We start from the raw sequence: 25,398 nt of genomic DNA on the forward strand, positions 1-25,398 counted from the left end.
TGCCAGAAGCCCATCGTGAGCGCCGTGTCCGGGGATTCGACGCTACGGTTTGCGTTGGGAGAATTGAGGGAGTTCATCCATGACTGGAAACATCGGACTGCTTCTGGGCCTGGCCGCGCTGATCTTCATGGCCCTGCGCGGTATCAATATCCTGGTGGCGGCGCTGGTTGCCAGCTTGATCGTTGCATTGACCAACGGCCTCGGGCTGGCGCCCACCTTGCTGGAGCACTTTCCAACCGGTCCGCTGGGCGCATTCACTTTTGCCGGGCAGTTTTTCGTATTGTTTCTGACCGGGGCGATCTTCGGCAAGATGATGGCCACCAGCGGCGCAGCCGCCTCGGTGGCAAGTTCGATCGTCGGCTGGCTCGGCGTGAAGCGGACCGTTCTGGTGACCGTGCTTGCATGTGCCGTGCTCACCTACGGCGGTGTCGTTCTGTTCGTCGTCATCTTCACCATGTATCCGCTCGGTATCGGCCTGATGCGCGAGGCCGACCTGCCCAAACGCCTGTTCTGCGGCGCAGCCGCTTTGGGGGCGGGCACCTTCACGATGACCGCGTTGCCCGGTACGCCTTCTATTCACAATGTGATTGCCGCCAGCGCGCTGGACACCGACCTCTTCGCCGGCATCCTGCCCGGGCTGGCTGCCGCCGTGGTGATGTTCGCAGCCGGCCTCTGGTATCTGGAAGACCAGTGGCGTCGAGCGTGCGAACGCGGTGAGGGTTATGTCAGCAATGCACGCGACGAGGAGATGGAAAAGCTGGCGCCGAAGCTGGAGCATGCACCGGGTTGGGGGTTATCCATCCTTCCGTTGGTCGTGGTGCTGGGAACAATCCTGGTGCCGAGACTGGCCACCGGCCTCGGGCTGGTCGATGCTGAAACGGCGCTCATCGGACCACTGTTTGCGTTCGCCAATGCCCAGCCGATCATCTGGCCCAGTCTCGCACTGGTGCTGGGTTCTGTCTTCTGCGCGGTCTTTTTCAGTTCGATGCGCCAGCGCAGTCTAGAAGCGCTGGGTGCGGGCGCCAACGACAGCATCATGCCGCTACTCAATACGGCGGCGGTGATCGGCTTTGGCGGTGTGGTCGCCCAGACCGAAGGGTTCGCCACATTCGCCGGCGCCGTCATCGACCTGGAGTTGCCGCCGTTGATCTCGGTGGCGCTGTCGATCAACGTCGTATCCGGCATCGTCGGTTCGGCTTCCGGCGGCCTGCAGATCTTCATGCAGACATTTGCCGATAGCTACATTGCCATGGGGATCGAGCCACAGGTACTGCACCGCGTCGCCACGGTGGCCTCCGGCGGTCTGGACTCGCTGCCGCATTCCGGTGCGGTGATCGCCATGCTCACCATCATGGGGCTCAAGCACCGCGAGGCTTATCGCGACATCTTCGTCGTTACGGTACTGATCCCGATCCTGGCAACCGTGGCCGCGATCGGGGTGGCTGCGTGGGCATGAGGCCGAAACGGATACATGACCTGCTCACGTCGCTGGCGGACTGGGCGTGTCAGCGTGATCTTCAATCAAGTGCGCGTTCAGCGACGATGACACCGTTGGCGTCTGCATAGACGTAGTCGCCCGGGCGGAATGTCACGCCGCCAAAGCTGACCGGTATATCGACCTGGCCTTCGCCACGGCGCACGCTCTTGCGCGGCACGCAGCCGAGCGCGAATACGCCGAAGTTGATGTCGCGCAGGATCTCCACGTCGCGGCAGGCGCCGTTGATGATGATGCCGGCCCAGCCGTTGTCGCGGGCGTTGGCGGCAATCATGTCGCCGATCAGGGCGTGGCGCAGCGAGCCGCCGCCGTCGACCACCAGTACGCGGCCGTTGCCCTCGGTGGCCAGCAGTTCCTTGATGCGAGAGTTGTCCTCGAAACACTTGACCGTGGCGATTTTGCCGCCGAAACGATCGTGGCCACCGTAGGATTGCCAGTTCAGGCCTGAAACGACCTGTACATGGTCGGCATGGTCATCGCAGAGATCGGGGGTGGAGCGCATTGCTGGATCCTGTAAGAGCCGGCGGGCATTATGGCACCCGGATGCCTGCATTTGAATTCCACCCGCACGCCGGTATGATGCGGGAAACGCTGTTGGGCGCATGACAGGGCGCATTGGATTTACGAATCGGATGCACGAGGGGCGCCTTCGACGGGGTTTGAACGACTGGCACACGGGGACTCTCGCTACATGCAAATCTGGAAGGAACTCCAGCGCCGAAACGTGTTTCGTGTGGCGGTTGCGTACGTTGTGTTCGCCTGGCTGGTGGTGCAGGTTGCCGAGACGCTGCTGCCGATCTTCGAGGTGCCGGATGTTTTTCTGCGCGGCGTGATACTTGTGCTGGTGCTGGGTTTCCCGCTGGCGATCTTCTTCGCCTGGGCCTTCGAGCTGACGCCGGACGGCGTCAAGCGCGAGAAGGAAGTCGATCGCCAGCAGTCCATTGCGCCTCAGACCGGTCGCAAGCTGGATTTCGTCATTATCGGCGTTTTGGTGTTGGCGCTGAGCTGGTTTGCCTGGGACAAGTTCTTCGCCGCCGCACCGTCGAGCGAGACGGCTTCCGTGGGCGGTGATCCATCCATTGCCGTGCTGCCCTTCGCCGACATGAGCCCCGATGGTGACCAGGAGTACTTCTCCGACGGCCTGTCCGAGGAAATCCTCAACCTGCTCGCCCAGATCAAGGAGCTGAAGGTGATCGGCCGCACCTCGTCGTTCGCGTTCAAGGGGCGCAACGTCGACCTGCGCGAGATCGGTGATCAGCTCGGCGCGGCCTTCATCCTCGAAGGCAGCGTGCGCAAGTCGGGCGATCAGCTTCGCATCACCGCCCAGCTCATCGAGGCCGAGGACGGCAGCCACCTTTGGTCGGAAAGCTACGACCGCCGGCTGGAGAATGTCTTCCAGATTCAGGACGAGATCGCCGGTGCGATCGTCGATACGCTTGAAGTCAGTCTGACCGAGGAAGAGCGGCCGGCGGCCGAAGACTACGGCACGGATTCGATGCTGGCCTATGAGCGATTCCTGGAAGCGCGGCGCCTGATTCGGAAGCGCACTCGATCCGACCTGCTCTCGGCCCGTGGCTTGCTGGACGAGTCCCTGGAGCTCGATCCGCAGTTTGCACCGGCGCTTGCTGCCCGGGCCCAGGTCGCCCTTTTGCTGAACGATACACGCGGTGCTTATGGCGATGTCCCGCTGGCCGAGTCGGTAGGCGAGGCGAAGCCCCTGATCGATCGCGCACTCTCCGCCAATTCAGATCTCGCCTCCGCACACGCGGTGCTTGGGCTGATGCACCACCATCTTGGGGATTGGAAGTCGGCCGCTGCGGCCCTGGATCGGGCGCTGACGCTCAATCCGAGCCATGGCGATGCGCTGAACTGGCGCCTAAATGCTTTGGAGACCGCCGGCAAGGTGAACGAGTCCATCGACGTGGGGAGGCGAGCCATGGAGATCGATCCTCTTAACCGCGCAGTCCGATTTAACCAGAGCTATTTCTTTGCTCTGGCTGGCCGTCCCCGGGAGGCCTTGGACATTGCGGTCTCGATCCAGAGCGATTTCCCCGAGAGCCCTATCGGCTATGTCGCGGAGGCCGACGTACTCCGTCGATCCGGTCGCTTGGCGGAGGCCGTTGAGCCCATCGAAAAGGCATTGGCTCTTTCGCCGGAGTTCAGGCCCGTACAAGGGGCGGCGCAAACCGTGTTCAATGCCCTCGGCGAGCACCAGCGGGCTTTGGAAATCGGTGGTGATAGCGCGACAGGTGCACTGGTGGCCCTTGGGCGGTCGGATGAAGCAGTCGCGCAAGCGCGAGATCGATTCGAAGAGAGCCCGGACGTTTTTATTCGTGTCGTAGGTTTACTTGGCGCGCTTGCGGCGGCCGAGCGTCATGAAGAGCTTGTTGCCTTGTACGATGCGCGTTTTGGAACAACTGCTGCCATCGAAGCTTTCTTCGGCGAAATCTGGGCATCTCGGGAGATGGCGATTTTCGTGTGGGCCCTGAAATCCGAGGGGCGCCAGGAAGCACTGAAAGACCCGCTGGCTAGCTGGGGCAGGCGGCTTGACCAACTGCGCGAAAACGGCCATGGATCGCCCCGCTTTGTGATGATCGAGGCCGACTACGCTGTCTTGAGTGACTTGCCTGAAGAGGCCATCGAAAAACTGACCCGCGCCATCGATGCCGGTTACCGCGATCCCAGATTGGCTTTCGATCCCGTTTTTTCCGAACTTAGCAATCATCAATCCTTCCAGGCCCAGGTCGACCGCATGATCGAGCTGATCAACGCCGAGCGCGCCAAGCTCGACCTGGAGCCGCTGACGTGAGTTTGTGGAACGAGCTCAAACGACGCAATGTGTTCCGCGTGGCGGCGGCGTACCTGGTGATCGCCTGGCTGATCGTGCAGGTGGCCGACGTGATGGCCGATGGCTTCGGGTTTCCGGAATGGTTTATGCCGATGCTCTTTGTGTTGCTCGGGCTGGGTTTTCCGGTGGCGTTGGTTTTTTCCTGGGCCTTCGAGATCACGCCCGAGGGTGTCAAGCGCGAGCGCGATGTCGACCGGGAGAGCTCGATTGCGCCACACACCGGCAAACGCCTGAACCTGGTCACGATCGGTGCGGTCATCCTCGCAGTGCTGGTTCTGGGCATGGACCGGTTCTGGCTGGCGAACAGGATGCCACCCGATACTTCGAACCCAACCGATCAGACCGCCTCGGTCGAAGACACTGAAGACAGCGATCCAGAAACGGTCGAGTCGAAATCCGATTCGACCGAGAACTCTATTGCCGTGCTGCCCTTCGCCGACATGAGCCCCGATGGTGACCAGGAGTACTTCTCCGACGGCCTGTCCGAGGAAATCCTCAACCTGCTCGCGCAGATCAAGGAGTTGAAGGTCATCAGTCGCACCTCTTCATTTGCGTTCAAGGGCCAGAACATTGACGTGCGCGAGATCGGCGAGCGCCTCGGCGCAGCGCATGTGCTTGAAGGCAGCGTGCGCAAGGCCGGCGAGCAGCTTCGCATCACCGCCCAGCTCATCGAGGCCGAGGACGGCAGCCACCTCTGGTCGGAAAGCTACGACCGCCGGCTGGAGAACGTCTTCGCCATCCAGGATGATATCGCAGGGGCCATCGTCGAGGCGCTGGAAGTGAGCCTAACCGGTAGCGAGCGCAGGGCCGCCGACGAGCACGGCACCGACTCGATGCCGGCCTACGAGCGCTTCCTCGAGGCCCGGCGCCTGATCCAGCAGCGGAGCCGATCGAACCTGGATGCCGCGCGCGGGCTGCTCGACGAGGCGCTCGAGCGCGATCCGGATTACGCTCCGGCGCTGGCCGCTCGGGCGCAGGTGGCGCTGCTGTTGAGCGATACATTCAGCACCTATGGCGAAATCCCGCTGGCCGAAGCGGTTGCCGAGGCCGAACCGCTGATCAAGCGCGCGCTGAGTCTGGATCCGGAATTGGCCACGGCGCACGCCGTTCGCGGGCTTATATTCAGTTTGCTGAGAGAGTCCGATCGGGCATCGGAGGCCTTTGCACGGGCGCTTGAGCTCAACCCGAGTCACGCTGACGCACTGAACTGGCGGATGCTTACATTGGGATCTGCCGGGCGACTGGAGGAGCGGATCATGGTGGGTCGCCGCGCGGCCGAGATCGACCCGCTCAACCGGGTCGCTCGCGCCAACCATGCCGCAAGCTATGCATCCGCCGGAAGGACGGATGAGGCGCTGGAGACGGCGGCAAGCCTTCAGCACGATTTCCCGGACTACGCTTTCGGGCACATGACCGAGTCCTATACGCTGCATTCCTCGGGCCGGCCGGCCGAGGCCCTGCCGGTGGCGGAACGCGCGCTGGAACTGGCTCCGGACAACTCACAGGTCCAGATTCTTTACGGAGATTTTTTCTATGTGCTGGGCCACTACGACCGCGTACTAGCGTTGCCCGAGGCTAATCACGGCGCCGCGCTGATTGCGCTGGGCCGGCCGGACGAAGCGGTGGACGCGGCGCGGGCTCGTTTGGCCGAAGCGCCCGACGCTGTAGTGCGCCTGGAGGACTTGCTACAGACGCTGTCGCTGGCCGGACGCCACGATGAAGTCCAGGCGCTCTACACCGAGCGTTGGGACAGCCCGGTGGCGGTCGAGGAAACCTTCGGAGCCGATACCGAAACCTCGGAGATGGCCCCCATCGCCGCGGCGCTGCGGGCCCGGGGTCGCGATGAAGAACTTGCCGCCGCGCTGGAACACTGGGGTGAGCGCCTCGAGTTCATGCGCGAGCATGGCTACGCGTTTTCAGGTTTCGTCCTCAACGAGGCCCGTCACGCCGCGTTGAGCGGCAACCGTGCGCAGGCCATCGAGACGCTGACCCGCGCCATCGACCTCGGCTACCGCGACCCGCTGCTCGCCCGCGACCCGGCCTTTGCCGAACTCGCCGACGACCCCGACTTCCAGGCCCAGGTCGACCGCATGATCGAACTGATCAACGCCGAGCGTTCCAAGCTCGACCTGGAGCCGTTGACTTGAGTTGTTGATCGAACTGGGGCGTCCCGATAGACGCGTCAGCGGCGGCTCGAATCGGCCATGAACACTTCGTAAGTTTCCGGGGCATCCATGTAGCCGGCGAGCGTTTCATCGGGCAGCGGTGGCGTGGCCAGGGCGGCCTTCACGACGCGCCGGTTGAACGGGGAAGTGGCCTCGCGGGCCAGGTATTCGTCGACCGGCATCCACAGGGCCTTTTCCAGTTCGTCGTTGTCGAGCCGGATGTCGAAATTCAGTGGTGAGAGTCGGCACACGGCGTAGATGTTGGAGGCGCCGAACTGACCGCGGTGGTGATGGCGCATGCCGATCAGCCCGTGGAATTCGGTGCGGATGCCGGTTTCCTCGAAGACTTCGCGAATGGCCGCATCGGCGAGGTGTTCACGGCGCTCGAGCATGCCGCCAGGCAGTTTCAGGTGTTCGGGCCGTTCGATTCGGTCGCGCTTTTCCAGCACCACCAGGATCTGTCGGTCCTCGGAGATCACCAGGCCGCCGGCCCCGATGCTGTGGGTGCAGGCCTCCGGAATGTAGGCGGTTTCGACCAGCCGCCGGACCAGCATCAGCGTTTCGTTGCGGCAGTGGTGCAGGCTGAAACCGAGGTCGAGGGCCTCGGGCAGCAGTTCGCCCCGGCGGGCGGGAATCTCCAGCCACACGAGCTTGAGGCCCTCGCGGGTCCAGGCGGCGAGCGCCGTGGCCACGGCATCCCGGACTGCGCTGCGGTCATCCGGCAACTCCCTGCCGGAGACGAATACCCCGCCGTACTTGTTTCTGCTGGCCTGAAGCATATCGAGTGATTGTAAGGCCTGCTGACGGATTGTCAGGGCTTCAGTGGATCCACTCGACTCGAACTGGTTGTGATCTTGTTCTCAATGGCGCGCCAGGGCAGTCCCGTTGACGCGTATCAATGCCCGCATGCCCCGTACCACCTACATTGAACAGAGTTCGAACGTTACCGTCCGGCTGCCGTGAACTTCCGCAGTCCAGCGGGGCCTTGTCGAAGAAGTGGAGAGTTGTTGATGGAACACACGTTCTGGATCGCCTTCGGTGCAAGCGTCCTGGCGGCGCTGGTGACTGCGACCGGCATCATCACGATCCGGCGGTTCGAGTCCTGGGGCCGCCGATACAACATTTACTTCGTGTGCTTTGCCGCCGGCGTTCTGATCACCGTTTCGTTTCTTCACATCATTCCCAAGTCGTTCGAGCTGAGCAACAGCGCGCCGACTTTCTTGCTCGTGGGCTTCGTGTTGATGCATCTGTTCAACCGTTTCATCACGGCTTTCGTCTGCGAGCGCGAAGGTGAGAGCCGGGCGCGCTATGGCATCGGGCTGGTGCCCATGCTCGGCATCGGCTTTCATTCCTTTATCGACGGCTTCGTCTATTCCATCACGTTTACGGTCAGTTTCCTCACCGGTGCCCTGGCGGCCACCGGGATGGTGCTGCACGAATTCCCCGAAGGCATCGTGACTTACCTTCTGCTTCTGCGCGGCGGTTTCTCTGAGCGCACGGCCTTTTTGCTCGCCTTTCTTGCTGCTTCTCTCTCCACGCCACTGGGTATGCTGGTTTCGTATCCGTTTATCAGCCGTATCGACGAGACGCTGCTGGGCACATTGCTGTCTCTCTCGGCCGGAGCGCTGGTCTACGTCGGCGCGACGCATCTGCTACCCCAGGCGGAACACGAAAGCCGGCGCTTCAGCCTGCTCGCGCTGGCGGCCGGCATTCTGGTTGCAGTCACGATCGTGTTATCCAAGTAAGGTTTCGAACCCCACGGCCCCTTCGGACCGATCACTAGAGCAGGATCAGCGACGCCAGGCCCAGGAAAGCGAAGAAGCCGACCACGTCGGTCACGGTGGTGACGAAGGGTCCGGAGGCCAGGGCCGGGTCGATGTTGAATCGCTCCAGCATGATCGGTATCACGATACCGCCCAGGGCCGCGGCGACCAGCGTGAGCGCCATGGCCAGCGCGATCACGGCGCCGAGCATGGGTATGCCGAACCAGAATGCGGCGACCAGAGCCATGACGACGCCGAAACCCACGCCGTTGATGGCGCCCACCGTGATTTCTCGCCAGCTCACCCGCAGCGCGTTGCGGCGCGTCAGCTCGCGCGTGGCGATGGCGCGCACGGCCACCGTCATGGTCTGGGTGCCGGCATTGCCGCCCATGGAGGCGACGATCGGCATCAGCACGGCCAGGGCGACCATCTGGTTGATGGTTTCGGCGTAGAGGTTGATGACCATCGAGGCGAAGATGGCGGTCATCAGGTTGACCATCAGCCACACGGCACGCCCGCGTGTTGTCTGCCAGACGGTGTCGGCCAGGCTGGAGTCCTCGTCGACGCCGGCCATGCGCAGGATGTCTTCTTCGTGTTCCTCGTCGAGCACCGTCATGGCGTCGTCGATGGTGATCATGCCGGCCAGGCGACCGTTCTCGTCGACCACCGGAGCGGAAATCAGGTGGTAGTGGTTGAACCAGTAGGCGACGTCCGAGGCGGCTTCGGTGACGCTGATGGTGCGGAAGCTGGGCTCGGTGATCTCGGTAAGCGGCACCTGCCGTCGCGAGGACAGCAATCGGCCCAGGGTGACGTAGCCCACCGGGTGCATCGCCGGCGAGACCAGGATGACGTGATAGAACTGGTCGGGCAGGTCGTCTTCGTCTTCGCCGCGGATGAAGTCGATGGCCTGGCCCACGCTCCAGTCCTCGGGTACGGCCACCAGTTCGCGCTGCATCAGGCGCCCGGCCGAGTACTCCGGATAGGACAGCGAGCCCTCGACGCCGATGCGGTCCTTGATCTCCAGCGCCTCGAGCAGGCGCGACTGCTGTTCTTCCTCCAGGTCTTCGACCAGTTCGACGACGTCGTCGGAGTCGAGGTCGCGGATGGCGTCGGCGACGACTTCCGCGGGGAGGACTTCCAGCAGCGGCTCGCGCACCGACTCATTGAGTTCGGACAGAACCTCGCCGTCGATTCCGTCGCCCCACAATTCGACCAGGGCCACGCGTTCGGACTGGTTGATCTGCTCGATCAGGTCGGCGACGTCGGCGGCGTGGAGCGGCTCCAGCAGCTCGTTGAGCTGGTCGGCATTCTGCGCTTCAACCGCTTCGATCACCGACTGGATATGCTCCTGCTCCAGGCCGTCCGTGGTTTCTTCCTTTTCAGGCGCTGTCTCTTGCTGCACAGGCTTTCTCCTTTTGGTGGCGGCCGGAGACGCGCTCCGATCAATCTCGAACCCAAATTATTGCAGGTCTGCGTCGAGCGCATGAAGAAACGAGGCAGGATCGATGACGGTGTCGGTCGTGCGCCGGGTAAACTGGGCACATGGCTGATACAAGTCTTGTCGTCGATTATCCGCCGCTCAAACGCCACCGCGAGGAGCTACGCGAGCAGCGGCGATTGCGCCGTCGTCGCCTGATGATCGCGGTGCCGATCGCCGGCCTGACCGTTGCCGCGGCTGCCGGCTGGAGCGCGCCGCTGGCGGTGATGCTGGCCGGTGTCGCCGCGCTGGTCATTTTCTTCCTGGCATTGCCGGGATCGAGCTCGGTCGACGCGGGACAGCTGGCCGGCGTCGAGGGGGAAGCAGCCGTGCTCGAGCAGCTGAAGCGACTGCCCGACGACTTTCTGATCCTCAATCGCATCCGCCTGCCCGATGAAACCCTGACCAACGGCGAACGCGAGCTCGATTTCATCGTCGGCGGCCCGACCGGCTTGTGGGTGGTCGAGGTCAAGAACACGCCGGGCCATGTGCAGGTGCGCCCGGGCGAGAAACACTGGCCGCTGGCACGACGGGCAGGTTGCGGCAGCCGTCCGAGCTGGAACGCCATGCCCAGTCCCATCGAGCAGGCGCGCGCTCAGGTCGCCGCGCTCGAGCGCTGGCTGCTGAAGAACGGCATCAACGCCCGGGCGCGTGCCGTCATCGTCCTGGCCCATCCGGAGGTCGCCATTGCCGACGCGGATGCGGCCGAAATGCCGGTGCTGGTGCGCGACCAGGTGGTGGCGTTCTTCAATAGCCAATCGAAGCAGACGATTGCGCCTTCGGTGAGCCGGCGACTGGCCGACCTGCGCCCTGGCTGAGGCTCGCCCCACGATGTCTGGGGTAGACTGGCCGCCCTATTTCACTCAGTGGAGAGCGCTTGATGCCCCGTGTCCTTCGCCACTTTCTATTATTTGTTCTTGCGGTTCAGCTTTCGGCGGTTTCGGCCCTTGCCGACGAAGCGACCGGCCGCCTGGGCTCGGCCGACCTGTTCGATCTGCAGTACGCCAGCGAAGTACGCATTTCGCCCGACGGCGGGCGTGTGGTCTACACGCGATCCATCCACGACATCATGTGCGACTGCGTGCGCTCCAACCTGTGGATCGTCGACAGCGACGGCGACAATCACCAGCCCCTGCTTTCCGGACGGGGCAGTTATTCGTCGCCGCGCTGGTCGCCGTCGGGCGACCGCCTGGCCTACGTGGCCAAGGACGAGAACGACAAGACGCAGCTCTATGTGCGCTGGATGGAGACCGGCCAAACGGCGATGGTGACCAACCTGGTCGAATCGCCTTCGTCGATCGCCTGGTCGCCGGACGGCCAGTTGATCGCATTCACCATGCACGTGCGGGCCGAAAAGCCGTCGCTGGCCAAGCCGCCCGAAAAACCCGAAGGTGCGGACTGGGCCGAGGACCCGGTGGTGATCGACAGCGTGGTCTACCGCTTCGACGGCCGCGGTTATCTCGAGCCCGGCTTCGATCACGTCTTCGTGGTTTCCGCCGACGGTGGCCCGGCCCGGCAGCTCACCGCCGGCGATTTCAATCACGACGGCCCGCTGGCGTGGATGCCCGATGGCTCGGGCATCGTGTTCACCTCCAACCGCTCCGAGGACTGGCAGTACGAGCTGACCGAGCGCGACCTGTACCGGATTTCGGTCAAGGATGGTGAGCTTGAACAACTCACCGAGCTGCCGGGAATCGAAGCCTCGCCGGCCGTCTCGCCCGACGGCGAGACCATCGCCTTCGAACGCGACGATCACCGGGGCCGGCAGTACACGATCAACGCGCTGGGCCTGGTCGACGCCGACGGCAGCAACTTGCGCGTGCTCGGCGAAGACCTCGACCGCTCCATCGAAGGGCCGAAGTGGGCCGACGACGGTGATTCGCTGTACTTCCACTACACCGACCGCGGCTGGAACAAGGTCGGCCGCATCGACCTCGACGGCGACATCGAAACCGTCGTCGACGGCATCAACGGCACGACCATCGGCCGGCCCTACAGCAGCGGCGATTACGCGGTGGCCGACAACGGCGTTATGGCCTACACCCTGGGCACCGAGAAACATCCAGCCGATGTCTGGGTGAAGCCCAGGCGCGGCGATGCGCGCCGGCTGACCGAGCTCAACGCCAACCTGCTCGACCACCGCGAACTGGGTGAAGTGCACGAGATCGTCTACGAATCGTCTGTCGACGGCACCGAGATCCAGGGCTGGTACCTGACGCCGCCGGACTTCGACCCGGAAAAGACTTACCCGCTGATCCTGGAGATCCACGGCGGCCCACATCTGGCTTACGGCCCGCACTTCTCCGCCGAGATGCAGCGCATGGCCGCCGAGGGCTACGTCGTGTTCTACGACAACCACCGCGGCTCGTCGGGTTATGGGCGCGAGTTCGGCATGCTGCTCGAATACAAGTACTCGTCGGAAGAAGACTTCGGCGACCACATGTCGGGCGTGGACGCGATGATCGACAAGGGCTTCGTGGATCCGGATCGGCTGTTCGTCACCGGCGGTTCGGCCGGCGGTATCGCTGCCGCCTACACCATCGGCCTGACGGATCGCTTCAAGGCCGCGGCGGTTGCCAAGCCGGTGATCAACTGGATTTCCAAGACCCTGACCGGCGATTACTATCCCGCCCAGATCTCGCAACAGTTCCCGGGGCTGCCCTGGGAGGAATTCGAGCATTACTGGAAGCGCTCGCCGCTGTCGCTGGTGGGCAACGTCACCACGCCGACGCTGCTGATCACCGGCGAGGAGGATTACCGCACGCCGATCTCGGAGACCGAGCAGTACTACCAGGCGCTCAAACTCGCGCGGGTGGACACCGTCATGGTGCGCCTGCCTGGAAGTCCACACGGTATTGCCGGCCGGCCCTCGCGCCTGATCGCCAAGATCGACAATATCCTGGCCTGGTTCGAGCGCCATGACGAGAAAGAGTAAGGGTGTCGTCCCGGAAGCCGCAAAGCGGCTATCCGGGACCTCCCACATTGCATCTCGGCAAGGCCTGGCTGAGTGGCCGCCGACAGGTGCGAGGTCCCGGCTCGTTGGCCGGGACGACAGAGCCAGGCGGCCATCCCGAACCTTGTCGTCCCGGAAGTCGCGAAGCGACTATCCGGGACCTCCCGCGTTGCTGGCGGGCGCGTTGTGCTCACTTGTCCTGATGGCCACTGCCTGGGCCTCGCCCGATGAGCCGGCGGCGGTCTGTCCCGAACCGGATGTCGCCCTCGTGCTGGGTTCCGGGGGTGCGGCTGGACTGGCGCATATCGCCATGCTGCGCGTGTTCGAAGAGCAGGGCATCCAGCCGCGAGTCGTCGCCGGGTCGAGCATCGGCGCGATCATCGGCACCCTGCACGCCGCCGGCATGGACGCCGACGAAATGGAGACGCTGTTTCGCGAGTTCGGGGGTTCCGCGCTCAATCCTTTCGCCGGCCTGTTCGGCGGCAGCGTAGCGCCAAGCCTGCGGGAACTCATCGAGATCGACCTGGGCAACGGCAGCCTGCTCGATTCCAACCGCTTCGTCGATTTCGTCGGCGAACGCATGGAAGCACGGACCTTCGCTGACCTCGACGTCCCCTTGTCCATCGTGGCCACCGATTTCTGGTCCGGCGAGCCCCGGGTGATCGACGCCGGCGAGCTGCTGCCGGCCATGCGCGCCAGCATGGCCGTGCCCGGCGTGTTCGCCCCGGTGCGCGAGGGCGAAGACCTGCTGATCGACGGCGGTGCTTCCAACCCGCTGCCGGTCGACGTGGTGGGCGAGCACGACATCGTCGTGGCCATCGACGTCACCGGTTCGCGGAAGCGCAATTCGGGCGGAACCCCGGATATCAGCGACCTGCTGTTCAGCAGCTTCGAGATCATGCAGCAGTCGATCATCCGAGCGCGACTGCGCGAATACCCCGCCGACATCTACATCAAGCCCGGGCTCGACGACATCCGCATGCTGCACTTCGACCGAGTTGAAGAGATTCTCGAACGCTCCGAACCGGCAGCCGAAGAACTGTCAGAACGCCTGAAAGAATTGATGGACAGTCGCTGCAAGGAATCAGGCAAAAGCTAAGCGCACTGCTGAGACGGCACGCAAACACGTGTCGTCCCGGAAGCCGCAAAGCGGCTATCCGGGACCTCGCAACTTTCGGCCGGCAGACGAGCTTAATCGATCCTCCGCCACTCCCCCGGCGCCAGGCCTTCTACCGACCACTCCCCAATCGACCACCGAATCAACCGCAGGGTAGGGTGCCCGACCGCGGCGGTCATGCGCCGCACCTGCCGATTTCGCTCCCTTATTGCGGATGACAATCGAGGGAGGAGTCGGTAATATTCCGCCCAACGCCGATTTAGTGAATTCTAATAGAGGGCTCGTGCCGCACGGGGTTCGAGTGGATGTGGCTGCTCCGCATTCCAGTCAGTCCAATGCCATTGTCGATGCGAGTCCTGCTCTGGTCCAGTTGGCCCAGGCTTCGCCATCGGCTATGGGAGGCTCGAAGGTGCTGACGCCTCTGCAGCACTGAAGTGGCCTGATCTTGTTGTATTGATCGAAGGTCGTCGCCTGGGCCTGATCCCTTCTGCGCTCATGTCGCAGTGCGATGCGCTGATCGAGAGAGGTCGTCTTCTGCCGGGGATGGCTTTCTCTGGATGTCATGCCGTGCGGGAACGGGTTGGCGAGACCAGAAAGGGAGTTTTGCGTGAAAATAAAAAAAATCGTGATTTTCGGGCTGTTCGCCCTGGCCATGTCGACTGCCAAGGCCGTCACTCTCGTCGAATACGATATAAGCTCGGCTTCTGGCGATCCAGTCAGTCTGACGGGTGTGAGCGCCAGTGGGGTCACGAGTTCCCCGTTGAGTCGTTCCAGTGGTGTGACCGAAGATGCCTTCTGGGACACCAGCGTCGATCTGCTCGGCGCCGCCGACTGGCCGATGTCGGCATCACTGGATACCGGCAAGTATTTCACGTTCACGGTTACACCTGCTGCCGCGAAAATGGTCAGTTTCGATACCCTGACCTTCGCCCTGTTTCGGGAAGAAAACACGTCAGAACTTGAATTCCAGGGCCCCAGGCAGTGGGAGGTTCGGTCCAGTGCGGACGGCTTCGCATCGACTCTGGGTTCCGGAGCGTTGGTTCAGGGTGGTGAAGACGATTATCGAGTCGTTCAAACGTTTGTTTCCCTTTCCGATCTTTCCAGTCAGATTCCGGACACCACGGATCCCGTGGAATTCCGGATCTATCTGTTCGAGCGGTCCGGCAGCGAATCTTTGTCCTATGGTGGACTGAGCAATGGCGCCGACAGTGCAAGTGTGGATGTGGTGGACTTCCAGTTCGAGAACTCCGGCACGAATCTCGTTCTCACCGGCAGCATCGTCGACAGCAATAGCCCACCCAGCTTTACCCACGGCGAGAGCACATCCCTGACTGTTGATGAAGATGCCGCACCCACATCCATCGACTCCCAGCTGGCGGTCGATGACAGCGATTCCGACCAGACGCTGACATGGAGCCTGTCCAGCGCCCCGTCGAACGGCACCGTTGCCGGACTCAGTCCCAGTCCAACGGCTTCCTCCGGTGGCACGGACATACAGCCTTCGGGCATCACCTATGAACCGAACGCGGACTTCAGTGGGTCTGACAGTTTTGAAGTCCAGGTTTCCGACGGCGAGGACGTCGACACCATTACCTTCAATGTGACGGTCGACAACCTGGCGCCCGTATTCAACTCTTCGGCTACGGCGTCGTTCGCGGAGGATGGTGTTGGCACAGTCCTGGACGTAAACGCCGACAACGGTGGTGTCGGCACAAATGACAGCGGCGTGAGCTACTCGATCACCGGCGGCGTCGACGCTGGTGCGTTCAATATCAATGCCAGCACAGGCGAGCTGACCTTCCAGAGTGTCCCGGACTTCGAGAATCCGATCGACAGCGACGCGAACAACGCCTACGAGGTCCAGGTCACCGCTGACGACGGACAGGCGAGCAACAATACGTCGGTGCAGGCGATCACGGTCACGGTCACCGACATCAATGAACCTCCGACACTCAGCCTTGGTGCCGCCAGCGGCTCGCTCGACGAGAACAACACGCCGAACAATGTCGTCACCGCGATCACGGTCGATGACGACGGGCTGGGCACCAACAACCTGTCGCTCAGCGGCGCGGACGCCGGCTCGTTCCAGATCAACGGTAGCAACCTGGAATTCACCGCCACGGCGGACTTCGAGACGCAGAGCAGCTATTCGGTCACCGTCGAGGTGGATGACACCGCCGTAGGCAGCACGCCCGACGATAGTCAGACCTTCACGCTGACGATCAACGACGTCAACGAGGCGCCGACCATCACGCTGAACAATACGGTGACCACGCTTCCGGACGACACCGACACCACTGCCCGGGTGAAGGTCGCCGATATTGTCGTCGACGACGATGCCCTCGGCAGCAACACGACGTCGCTTGCCGGGGCCGATTCGGGGGTATTCGAGATCGACGGCACCGAGCTGTTCCTGTCGGCCGGCACCGCGCTGGACGCGACGACGGACAGCGACCTGTCGGTCAGCGTTCAGGTCGACGATACCAGCGTGGGCTCGACGCCGGATGACATGGCGCCGCTAGACATCAGCGTCACCGACGCCACACCGCCGGCGGTAACAATCACCAGCTCGGTCAACGACCCGACCACCTCGGATCCCTTCCAGGTCACCATCACCTTCACCGAGCCTGTCACGGGTTTCGTCGTCGGCGACATCGATGTTACCAACGGTTCGGCGAGCAACCTTTCGACCGGTGACGATGCCGTCTTCACTGCCGATATCTCCGCGGCGGCCGACGGCAGTGTGACCGTCGATGTGCCCGCAGGCGTCGCCCAGGACGCCGCCGGCAACGACAATCAGGCCGCAACGCCTTTCTCCGTGGTCTTCGACGGCACCGCCCCGGTCCTGCAGTCGATCGCACGCCTGTCGCCGACCGATGAGGTCACCAACGCCGATACGCTCACCTTCCGTGCCACCTTCGATACCGACGTGCAGAACGTCGATCCGGCGGACTTCACGGCGACCGGCACGACCGCGGCGCTGGCGGTCTCGGTGGTGACGGCCGACAGCGTGTTCGATCTCACCGTTTCCGGTGGCGACCTCGCCGACCTGGATGCGACGGTGGGTATCGATCTGGCTGCGGGGCAGGACATCGTTGATGCGGCCGGCAACGCACTGCCCGGCAGCGAGCCCGCGACCGACGAAACCTACACGGTGGACAACACCGCGCCCTCGGTCACGGTCGATTCGCTGATCACCGCCGATACCACGCCGCCGCTTACCGGTACTGTCGACGACAACGACGCGACGCTGGAGCTGACCGTCGACGGTCAGACGATGGCGCCCACGAACAACGGCGACGGCACCTGGGCGCTGGCCGACGATACGCTATCGGCGCTGGCCGACGGCACCTACGACGTGGCCGTGACCGCGTCCGATCCCGCCGGCAACGAGGGCAGCGACACGACCACCGACGAGCTGACCGTCACGCCTGACACCGACGGCGACGGCGTCGCCGACACGGTCGAGGATGCCGGGCCGAATGGCGGCGACGCCAACAATGACGGTACGCCCGACGCTGATCAGTCCGACGTGACCAGTCTGCCCACGGCCACCGGTCGCGGTTACATGACGGTGTCTGTCTCCGGCGCCTGCAGCCAGCTTCAGCAGGTGGCCGCCGTTGCCCCGGGGTCACTCCCGGATGATCCGGCCGGAAACCCGTATCCCTTCGGCCTGGTCGAGTTCGAGCTGCCCTGCGAGGCCGCGACCGTCCAGGTGATCTACCACGAGGCCAGCACGGCAGACTTCCTCAACAGTACCTACCGCAAGTATGGCCCGGTCACGCCGGGCGATGTGGCGACAGCCGACTGGTACGACTTTTCGGATTACGCGAGCCTGTCCGACAACACGTGGACGCTGGACCTGGCCGATAACCAGCTGGGCGACGATACCGGCGATGACAGCTTGATCGTCGATCAGGGTGGTCCGGCCAGGGGGCCTGCACTACCGGTTCCGATCGATCAGCCCTGGGCGCTTTGGTTGTTGATCGGTTTGAGTCTGCTGCTGGCGCGTCGCGGTCTGCCGCGCGCCAGCAGCACGACTCGATAGGTGTCGCCGGCGCCGAGCCTTCTGGACCTCATCGAGATCGACCTGGGAAACGGCAGCCTGCTCGATTCAAACCGTTTCGTCGACTTCGTCGGCGAGCGGATGGAGGCGCGCAGCTTCGACGACCTCGCACTTCTCGGCCGGTAGAAGACTTCAATCAACCCGCCTCCACTGGCCTGGCTCGAGCCCCTCAAGGGACCACTCCCCAATCGACCACCGAATCAACCGCAGGGTAGGGTGCCCCACCGCCGCCGTCATCCGCCGCACCTGCCGATTGCGCCCCTCGCGCAACACGATCTCCAGCCACACATCGACCACGTTTTTCCGATACCGCACCGGCGGATCGCGCGGCCACAGCCCTTCGGGTTCGGGAATGCATCTCACCTCGGCGGGCCGGGTCCACCCGTCCTTGAGCTGGACACCGCGACGAAGCTGCTCCAGCGCTTCCTCCGTCGGCTCGCGCTCCACCAGCACCCGGTAGGCCTTTGGCAACTTGAACTTTGGCGAAGCAATGCGTGCCTGCAGCTTGCCGTCGTCGGTCAGCAGCAATAGGCCCTCGGAGTCCTTGTCCAGCCGCCCGGCGGGATACACGCCGGGCACATCGACGTAGTCGGCCAGCGTGGGACCCTCGCCGGTGAACTGGCAGAGTACGCCGAAGGGTTTGTTGAAGGCGATCAGCATGTGGGAAGGATAGCCGCTACAGTGGTTGGGTGCAGTCCGGTGCCCCCTGGAAACGTTGAATCGCGCGGATTGAACGGGCAATATCGGAATCAGGCAATGGCCATACAGGCGTGTTACTAGGCGAAATGGCTCCACATTAGAATCCAATCCAGAATGGGAGACTCCCATGCAAAAAGCCACATTCCTCTGCATTCTCATCGCCACCTCCCTCGCAAGTTTCGATTCATCTGCCTGCGATCGCGATACCGGCGAAAGAAAGCAGCACGCATTTATGTATTGGCAGGGTGACCTGGCGCATGCCTGGACCGCTTCACCGGGTGCTGTCGAAAGAATCAGCCTGCCAACTGGCTTCGAGCTAGGCGTCGAGCTGGACAGTCCATCGCGGCAGCAATACATCGAGCTGTCTGAGCGAATTGAGCATGTGCCGGAGATGGTTGAAATCAGACTGCTGGATCTGTCCAACGATGAACCCAAGCAGCTCTCCAGAACCTATGGGGCAAGCAACTCAGTCCAGGGATTCGGGATACGCGGCGGAGCCAACAAGGTTGACGAATTGGGCGAGCCGGGTATCCGCCTGACGCTTATCAGGCCGGTTTGTCTTGAATCAATCCCTGCGTCCGAGCCCCAGTGATGCCAAGAATGCTGCTCAAATATATTATTGTCCGCGGGGGTTGCACCGGATGCGCTATCAAGGGACCGCATTACCAAGACATCCCGCGTCGACCATGACTTTGACAAGACTTGCCACCCTTGCAGCACTCGTGCTCCCATCTTTCCAGGTTCTGGCTGAAGAAATCTTGCCAGCCCAATTCGAGCACAATCGGGTCTTCTTGTCCGCGGCTGCGCCTGACGGGGAAGAGGTCGTTTTCTATACGGATACCGGCGGGGGCTTTAATGCGGTAACAGAATCCGTGGCCGCTGGCTACTCATTAGCTCATGGGGGAACTGCGGAATCTGAAAATGGAGAGCTCGATCTGGTTCAGTTCCCGGACTTTGCGGAGAAATCCGGGATTCCGATTCCGGCTCCCGATCGTTGGCTTGGCGGAAACCTCGCAGTGGTCCCCGATAAACGCCTTGAAGCCGACGGATTCTTGGGAAGCCGATGGTTTGCCGGCAAGATTTGGGTGTTCGACTATCCGGGAGAAAAACTTTCCCGCCTCTCGACATTGGACCTTCCGGCTGATTTTGAGGAGATGCCGCTAGGTTTTCGTGCAGACGATGCGGGCATTCGCGATCTCAATTTTCCTCGCGTAACCATACAGATCGACGGCGAGCCGCTGGATGTGCTTCTGGACACCGGGGCCACGGCGCTTCTTACGAAAAGCTCCGCTTCGGAATACGGGCTGTCACCTGGAACGCGGGTTGGCACAAGCTATATTGTCCGGTCAAAGTACGAGCGGTGGCGCACTCGCCACCCCGATTGGAAGATCGTCATGGACGGTGAGGCAGTTACAGGCCAAGCCATGCCGATGATAGAGGTGCCCGAGGTCAAGATCGGACGCATCAGTGTCGGGCCGGTCTGGTTCTCCGTCCGCCCTGACGAAACGTTTCTGAACTGGATGTCTCAAATGATGGATAAGCAGATAGTAGGCGCTGTTGGGGGATCAATGCTGCAATATCTGCGCATGATAGTCGACTACCCCGCAGCAAAGGCATACTTCCAGTTTCCGGCGGATGAGGGATCCTCCGAACAGTCCGGGCGGGTGAGGTAGGTGCCCTCTTTGAAGGGCAAGTTGGTGGCTTGTCGTGGCCGCTGTCTAGGTCGAGGATCCGGCTAGGTTTCCGGGCTGGCAGATGAGGAGCACCCTCCCACTGATCCCGCTGTTGGTATTTTTGCTGAGCGTTCTCGCCTACGAGGGCGCCACCTGTGCCGACGGCGAAGGGGTAGCCCTCTTCGCTGCGATCGCCGAGTCCGATTGCGCCGCAGTAGAATCGCTGCTCGATGATGGCGCGAATGTCTCGGCCCGGGATGACATCGATGCCACGCCCTTGATGCGGGCGTTGGAGAACAACCTCCCCCGGGATTGCGTGCTCACCCTGCTTCAGGCCGGTGCCGACCCAAACGCGATCCATGGCTCCCTGAAAATCTCGGTGTTAATGGTCGCGGCCTCCTACAGCACCGCAGAGGTCGTGTCACTGTTGATCGAGTCAGGAGCAGAGGTTGATTTTGCTACGCCCGATGCGTGGACGGCATTGATGTCGGCCGCTCGGAACAGTTCTCGGCCCGGTGTGATCGGCGAGCTGGCGGCGGCAGGAGCCAATATCAATGCCCGGGACCAGTATGGCGTGACGCCCCTCATGAGGGCGGCCCAGGCCAACCCGAACCCGGAGATCATCGAAACCCTGGTCCAACTGGGGGCGGACCCGACGATACAGACTCCTGCTGGTCACACCGCCTACGACCTTGCAAAGGGCAATGGCCGGGGGCGGGAAGTCCTTGCGCTTCTCGTGCCCGAGTCGCTCGAAAGCGGCAATGTGGACTGAGCGCTCGCCCTCTCGCGGGCGGGTATCTGGAAAGGAGGTTCGATGAGCGCGCCTCAGAATAAGATGCGCGGACTTGCCAGGTACAATCGCGGGTTCAACCTGTCGCTGTTCAATAAGGTGGCATAGCTCGATGATGAAGAGCGCGATCAGCAATTTTACTAGCCCAGTGATTGATCTTCGCTTCAGTCCCCTGGTGAGGTGTGCTCGAGAATGAAGAACTTGATTTTCGAATATTACTTCCAGGTCTCTTCATCAATCATCTTGGGAGGACTGGTTCTGATTGGTCTTGGTATGCTTATCTGGCCTGTGGGCAACCGATGGAAAGATAGTTTTTCGTACTAGTAATTTATATTGCCATCGTCGCATTAGGTATGTCGGGGAATATCAAACACCTAAGTCCCATTGGGTTCATTCATGCGGCCACAGCGTTTTCTATCGCCTGGTTGGCGATCAGGTATTACAAAAATAGAATCGCTTACCTTTTACTCGTGCCATGCTTTTTCATAGGCGTAGTGATTCTGTTCAATCTTTCCTCGGAGGACAGGGGGCTTGAATTAATGGGGCGCTGGACAACCCCATCAGATCCAGCGATGACCGGTCGCTTGAGATGACCGGGCTCGCTACCCACCTCAGTCTTCCGTGTCGCCGATCTTGTCCTGCGTCCTTTTCTCGAAATCGCTGGCGTCGTGTCGCTCGCGGAGCTGGTTCTCGGGTTCACCGAATACCGAGTTGACCATCCGCCCTCGCTTGACGGCCGGCCGCTCGTCGATTTCCTTCGCCCACCGCATGACGTTCTCGTATTCGTGTGCCTGCAGGAACTCGGCCGCTTCGTAGACGCGGTTGAGGGCCAGGCAGCCGTACCAGGGCCAGATGGCCATGTCGGCGATGGTGTAGCCGTTGCCGGCGATGTATTCCTTGTTGGCCAGTTCGCGGTCGAGGACATCGAGCTGGCGCTTGACCTCCATGGTGAAGCGGTCGATGGCGTATTTGATCTTCACCGGGGCGTAGTTGTAGAAGTGGCCGAAGCCGCCGCCGAGGAAGGGCGCCGAGCCCATCTGCCAGAACAGCCAGTTGAGCGTTTCGGTGCGATCGTTCGGATTGCCCGGCAGAAAAGCGCCGAACTTTTCGGCCAGGTAGAGCATGATCGAGCCCGATTCGAATACTCGCCTCGGCGGATCGACGCTGTGGTCGGCCATGGCCGGGATCTTGGAGTTGGGGTTGAGCTCGACGAAGCCCGAACCGAACTGTTCGCCCTCGCCGATGCGGATCAGCCAGGCGTCGTATTCGGCATCGTCGAAGCCCTTCTGAAGCAGCTCCTCGAACAGGATGGTGACCTTGACGCCGTTGGGCGTGCCCAGCGAATACAGCTGGTACGGGTGCTTGCCGACCGGTAGTTCCTTTTCCTCGCGGGGGCCGGCAGTGGGGCGGTTGATGCTGGCGAACCGGCCGCCGTTGTCGTCATCAGGTTCCCATTTCCAGACTCTGGGCGGTTCGTAGTCGTCCTGGCTCATGCGACGTGCTCCTTGTGTCGGTGTCGCAGACTAATGTGGGAGCAGCGCGCGCTGCCGTCAACTTCTGTCCGGTAGGTAATTGTGCGTAGTGACCGGGGTGAGAGCGTGAAATCCGCCCGTTTGCCGTGCCGGGTCGCTGTGTCGATAATGAGGGTTCACCTGAACCCGGAGGTTTCGTCATGAAGCATCTGATTACTGTATTGCTGGCGCTCGCCCTGTTCGGTTGCGGTCCCGCACCCGACGAGGGCATGGACGACCAGGCCGATGCTTCCGAAACGGCCATGGATGAATCCACGGAGCAAGATGACGCCATGGAGCGCGCCGGGGAAGCGTCGATGGAAGAATCCATGGACGAATCGATGGACGCTTCAATGTCGAAAGACACCGACCGACTGGACCAGGTGCTCGAGGCCCAGCCCGAAGAGGTCAGGGCGCGCTTTGATGCCCGCCACCCGCGCGAGACGCTCGAATTCTTCGGGATCGAGCCCGGCATGACCGTGGTCGAGGGCCTGCCCGGTGGCGGCTGGTATACCCGTATCCTCGTACCCTACCTGGGCTCTGACGGAAAGGTGATTGCCGCCAACTACGCCATGGACATGTGGCCGCATTTTCCCTTCGGTACCGAAGAGTTCGTGGAACAGATGCGCCAGTGGCCCGAAATGTTTCCGGAAGAGGCCAAGCAATGGTGCGATGATGACTGCGCGCCGGTCTCGACTTTCTATATGGGTTCGCTGCCGGACGAGCTGGCCGGAACGGCCGATGCCGCTGTCTATGTCCGCCTGCTCCACAACCTGGCCCGCTTCCAGAAAGACGGCATCGACGACTACCTCGACGATGCGCTGGCCGATGCTTTTGCCGTGCTCAAGCCCGGCGGCACTTTCGGCGTTGTTCAGCACGAAGCGCGTGCAGGGATGCCCGACGAGTGGGCCGACGGCAATGCCGGCTATCTCAAGAAATCATTCGTCGTCGAGCGTGCCGAGGCTGCCGGTTTCGAGCTGGTCGATGAGAGCGATATCAACAGCAATTCCGACGACCGGCCCAGTGCCGACGAGGTCGTCTGGCGCCTGCCGCCCTCGCTGCGCGTTCCCGAGGATGCCGAGAATGCCGAAGCGCTGAAGGGGCAGTACGAGGCGATCGGCGAGTCGAACCGGATGACGCTGAAATTCCGCAAGCCGGAGGCATGACGCCGTCGATCACCGGGCCGGGCGGGCAGGCCTGACATGCCCGCCGCGGACCATGAAGATCATCTGGGGCTCGCGTGATCCGGTCGCCGTGGCCGGCGTCGGCGAGCGGCTGGCAGCGACCATCCCAGGCGCTTAACTGGACCGCCTTGCAGACAGCGGTCATTTTTCGATGCTGGAAGACCCGGTCCGCATTCCCCGGTCGGTTGCTTCATTCATCGAGTGATCGACTGCTCTCGGTTGAGCGCGAGCACTGTGCCGAGCTACCGACGCAACAGTACTGTCACTGCACTGGCAATCAGCGACAGCAGGCTGCTCACGATGAGCAGCCCGGTGCTGATCAGCCAGGCCTGCCAGAGGAAATCCGTGGTTCCGGAGAAGCGGGCATTGCCGAAGATAGCGAGTGAAACCGGAAACCAGGCAATGGCTACCAGGAGCAGAAATCGGGTGAGCCCGCGGTGAAGCGGCCGATTTGCGGTGCGGGCCGCGAGCCCGGCAAAAGTAATCAGGCTGGTCCAGAGCAGGAGATTGACGACCGGGGCGTGCAGAATGCTGACGCCGGTAAAATCCGAACCCATCAGGCCAAAGCCCAGGGACAGTATCAGCACCTGAGCGAGCAGGGCGAGTAGCCAGGGTTTCATGCTTGACATGCGCTGTGTAAAGGTCACTGTGAGTGTATCAAGCGGGCTATGCTTTCGGTCGGCCTGTATCTGCGAGGCAGCAATGAGTCATACCCAAGGAAACGACATGAAGAATATCCTGCCTGTCTTTTTCGTGCTGTTGACGGCCATGCCTGTCCAGGCTGGCGGGGCAGCCTCCGAGGCGCAGCAGCTGGAGCGCGCCGATGGCGGAACGGTTCACTGGTACCTTGATCGTCGTGGAAAGACTGGCGAGCAGGGCGTTGTCTTTCTTGCCCAGGGCTCGGGCTGCACCAGTCCGGTTCATGGCCAGGCCATGAAGGCCGCGGCTTCCCTCGCACCGGAGCACGCGATCGTCAAGATGGAAAAGGCGGGTTTGCCGCCAGGGCACCGGCCCGGTGAAGATGGCTGCCCGGCGTCATTTCATGATCAGCACACGCTGACCGGCTGGGTCGCTGACCTGGAGCGGGTGGTCGGATTATTGCGCGAGTCATCGTGGTGGAACGGCGAGCTGGTGCTTTTTGGCGGTTCGGAAGGGGGTGCCATGGTCACGCTGGCGGCTGCCGAAATCCCGGAAACCCATGCGTTGGTTGTCCTGTCGAGCGGGCTTGGCATGACCATGGCCGAAACCCTGACTTCGGTCGTTCCGCCCGAATTGGCCGGGAACCTCGAGCGCCAGTTCGAGGAGATTCGCGCGAACCCCGATTCCAGCGAGGTCTGGAGCGCGCATTCCTACCGCTGGTGGCACGAGGTGCTCGATCGTGATTTCACGGCTGACCTGCTGGCTCTGGATGTTCCCATTCTTCTTATCCAGGGCGGGCGCGATCAATCAGTGCCGGTTGCTTCCGGGCGCAATATAAAGAACGCTTTCGAGCAAGCGGGCCGAACCAATCTCACTTATCGCGAGTACCCGAACCTCGATCACGGCATGACCGATGCGGATGGTCATTCCAGGCTCGATGATGTCATTGCCGATTCTGGCGAATGGCTGAGTTGCCAGCTGACTGATGAGAAAGACCGATGAGAATGTCATGGAAGCA

Annotated in this window: 20 protein-coding genes and 1 pseudogene; 14 read left to right on the forward strand and 7 right to left on the reverse strand. The window is 62.3% G+C overall.

Annotated elements, in window-relative coordinates; all coding sequences use genetic code 11:
• Positions 1-79 precede the first annotated feature (79 nt).
• Positions 80-1,456 (forward strand): GntP family permease, encoded by a 1,377-nt coding sequence (locus ACDC66_RS01195; RefSeq protein WP_376694842.1) that lies wholly within the window; start codon positions 80-82, stop codon positions 1,454-1,456.
• Between the two features lie 61 nt (positions 1,457-1,517).
• On the opposite strand, the gene rraA is transcribed toward ACDC66_RS01195, so the two are convergent.
• Positions 1,518-1,997, reverse strand: a complete 480-nt coding sequence (rraA, locus tag ACDC66_RS01200) for a ribonuclease E activity regulator RraA (RefSeq protein ID WP_376694843.1) — start codon at positions 1,995-1,997, stop codon at positions 1,518-1,520.
• Between the two features lie 189 nt (positions 1,998-2,186).
• Here rraA and ACDC66_RS01205 point away from each other — a divergent pair, with 189 nt between their 5' ends.
• Together ACDC66_RS01205 and ACDC66_RS01210 are read left to right on the forward strand one after the other, a co-directional pair.
• Positions 2,187-4,304, forward strand: a complete 2,118-nt coding sequence (locus ACDC66_RS01205; RefSeq protein ID WP_376694844.1) for a tetratricopeptide repeat protein — start codon at positions 2,187-2,189, stop codon at positions 4,302-4,304.
• Positions 4,301-6,490, forward strand: a complete 2,190-nt coding sequence (locus tag ACDC66_RS01210) for a TPR end-of-group domain-containing protein (RefSeq protein ID WP_376694845.1) — start codon at positions 4,301-4,303, stop codon at positions 6,488-6,490. Before ACDC66_RS01205 ends, ACDC66_RS01210 begins: the two co-directional genes overlap by 4 nt.
• Before the next feature lie 35 nt (positions 6,491-6,525).
• Here ACDC66_RS01210 and ACDC66_RS01215 read toward each other — a convergent pair whose 3' ends face one another.
• Positions 6,526-7,287: an NUDIX hydrolase gene (locus tag ACDC66_RS01215; protein ID WP_376694846.1), complete on the reverse strand. Its 762-nt coding sequence runs from the start codon at positions 7,285-7,287 to the stop codon at positions 6,526-6,528.
• A 231-nt stretch (positions 7,288-7,518) separates the two neighbouring features.
• Here ACDC66_RS01215 and ACDC66_RS01220 point away from each other — a divergent pair, with 231 nt between their 5' ends.
• A complete protein-coding gene (locus ACDC66_RS01220; RefSeq protein ID WP_376694847.1) occupies positions 7,519-8,253 on the forward strand; it encodes a ZIP family metal transporter in 735 nt (244 codons plus the stop codon).
• A gap of 34 nt (positions 8,254-8,287) precedes the next feature.
• On the opposite strand, the gene mgtE is transcribed toward ACDC66_RS01220, so the two are convergent.
• Entirely contained in the window at positions 8,288-9,673 is a 1,386-nt protein-coding gene (mgtE, locus tag ACDC66_RS01225; RefSeq protein ID WP_376694848.1) for a magnesium transporter, read from the reverse strand.
• 140 nt (positions 9,674-9,813) lie between these two features.
• On the opposite strand from mgtE, the gene ACDC66_RS01230 reads away from it, so the two are divergent.
• The 3 genes from ACDC66_RS01230 to ACDC66_RS01240 all read left to right on the forward strand — a co-directional run bounded on the left by ACDC66_RS01230 (position 9,814) and on the right by ACDC66_RS01240 (position 13,800).
• Positions 9,814-10,566 (forward strand): nuclease-related domain-containing protein, encoded by a 753-nt coding sequence (locus tag ACDC66_RS01230; protein WP_376694849.1) that lies wholly within the window; start codon positions 9,814-9,816, stop codon positions 10,564-10,566.
• Between the two features lie 62 nt (positions 10,567-10,628).
• On the forward strand, positions 10,629-12,683 hold the full coding sequence (locus ACDC66_RS01235) for a prolyl oligopeptidase family serine peptidase (protein WP_376694850.1): 2,055 nt from the start codon (positions 10,629-10,631) through the stop codon (positions 12,681-12,683).
• 220 nt (positions 12,684-12,903) lie between these two features.
• Positions 12,904-13,800: a patatin-like phospholipase family protein gene (locus ACDC66_RS01240; protein WP_376694851.1), complete on the forward strand. Its 897-nt coding sequence runs from the start codon at positions 12,904-12,906 to the stop codon at positions 13,798-13,800.
• A 92-nt stretch (positions 13,801-13,892) separates the two neighbouring features.
• On the opposite strand, the pseudogene ACDC66_RS01245 reads toward ACDC66_RS01240, so the two are convergent.
• Positions 13,893-14,039, reverse strand: a pseudogene (locus tag ACDC66_RS01245) (pseudouridine synthase); the annotation flags it as partial.
• A 386-nt stretch (positions 14,040-14,425) separates the two neighbouring features.
• On the opposite strand from ACDC66_RS01245, the gene ACDC66_RS01250 reads away from it, so the two are divergent.
• Positions 14,426-17,866 (forward strand): Ig-like domain-containing protein, encoded by a 3,441-nt coding sequence (locus ACDC66_RS01250; RefSeq protein WP_376694852.1) that lies wholly within the window; start codon positions 14,426-14,428, stop codon positions 17,864-17,866.
• Entirely contained in the window at positions 17,867-18,010 is a 144-nt protein-coding gene (locus ACDC66_RS01255) for a hypothetical protein (protein ID WP_376694853.1), read from the forward strand.
• A 6-nt stretch (positions 18,011-18,016) separates the two neighbouring features.
• Here the strand turns inward: ACDC66_RS01255 and ACDC66_RS01260 are convergent, their stop codons facing one another.
• On the reverse strand, positions 18,017-18,544 hold the full coding sequence (locus ACDC66_RS01260; protein WP_376694854.1) for a pseudouridine synthase: 528 nt from the start codon (positions 18,542-18,544) through the stop codon (positions 18,017-18,019).
• A gap of 166 nt (positions 18,545-18,710) precedes the next feature.
• Here ACDC66_RS01260 and ACDC66_RS01265 point away from each other — a divergent pair, with 166 nt between their 5' ends.
• The 3 genes from ACDC66_RS01265 (at position 18,711) to ACDC66_RS01275 (ending at position 21,028) form a co-directional block, all read left to right on the forward strand.
• Positions 18,711-19,175 (forward strand): hypothetical protein, encoded by a 465-nt coding sequence (locus tag ACDC66_RS01265; protein WP_376694855.1) that lies wholly within the window; start codon positions 18,711-18,713, stop codon positions 19,173-19,175.
• A gap of 94 nt (positions 19,176-19,269) precedes the next feature.
• Entirely contained in the window at positions 19,270-20,256 is a 987-nt protein-coding gene (locus tag ACDC66_RS01270) for a hypothetical protein (RefSeq protein WP_376694856.1), read from the forward strand.
• Between the two features lie 82 nt (positions 20,257-20,338).
• Positions 20,339-21,028 (forward strand): ankyrin repeat domain-containing protein, encoded by a 690-nt coding sequence (locus ACDC66_RS01275; RefSeq protein WP_376694857.1) that lies wholly within the window; start codon positions 20,339-20,341, stop codon positions 21,026-21,028.
• 629 nt (positions 21,029-21,657) lie between these two features.
• On the opposite strand, the gene yghU is transcribed toward ACDC66_RS01275, so the two are convergent.
• Positions 21,658-22,539, reverse strand: coding sequence for a glutathione-dependent disulfide-bond oxidoreductase (gene yghU, locus ACDC66_RS01280; RefSeq protein WP_376694858.1), 882 nt, complete (start codon positions 22,537-22,539; stop codon positions 21,658-21,660).
• Between the two features lie 179 nt (positions 22,540-22,718).
• Here yghU and ACDC66_RS01285 point away from each other — a divergent pair, with 179 nt between their 5' ends.
• Positions 22,719-23,723, forward strand: a complete 1,005-nt coding sequence (locus ACDC66_RS01285; protein WP_376694859.1) for a class I SAM-dependent methyltransferase — start codon at positions 22,719-22,721, stop codon at positions 23,721-23,723.
• 260 nt (positions 23,724-23,983) lie between these two features.
• Here ACDC66_RS01285 and ACDC66_RS01290 read toward each other — a convergent pair whose 3' ends face one another.
• The gene (locus ACDC66_RS01290; RefSeq protein ID WP_376694860.1) at positions 23,984-24,361 is read right to left on the reverse strand and encodes a hypothetical protein; all 378 of its coding nucleotides are present in this window, start codon (positions 24,359-24,361) and stop codon (positions 23,984-23,986) included.
• Between the two features lie 82 nt (positions 24,362-24,443).
• On the opposite strand from ACDC66_RS01290, the gene ACDC66_RS01295 reads away from it, so the two are divergent.
• The gene (locus tag ACDC66_RS01295) at positions 24,444-25,382 is read left to right on the forward strand and encodes an alpha/beta hydrolase (RefSeq protein ID WP_376694861.1); all 939 of its coding nucleotides are present in this window, start codon (positions 24,444-24,446) and stop codon (positions 25,380-25,382) included.
• Positions 25,383-25,398: the final 16 nt, after the last annotated feature.

It is taken from the genome of Wenzhouxiangella psychrophila, assembly GCF_042310375.1.
In the GTDB taxonomy this organism is placed as follows: domain Bacteria; phylum Pseudomonadota; class Gammaproteobacteria; order Xanthomonadales; family Wenzhouxiangellaceae; genus Wenzhouxiangella.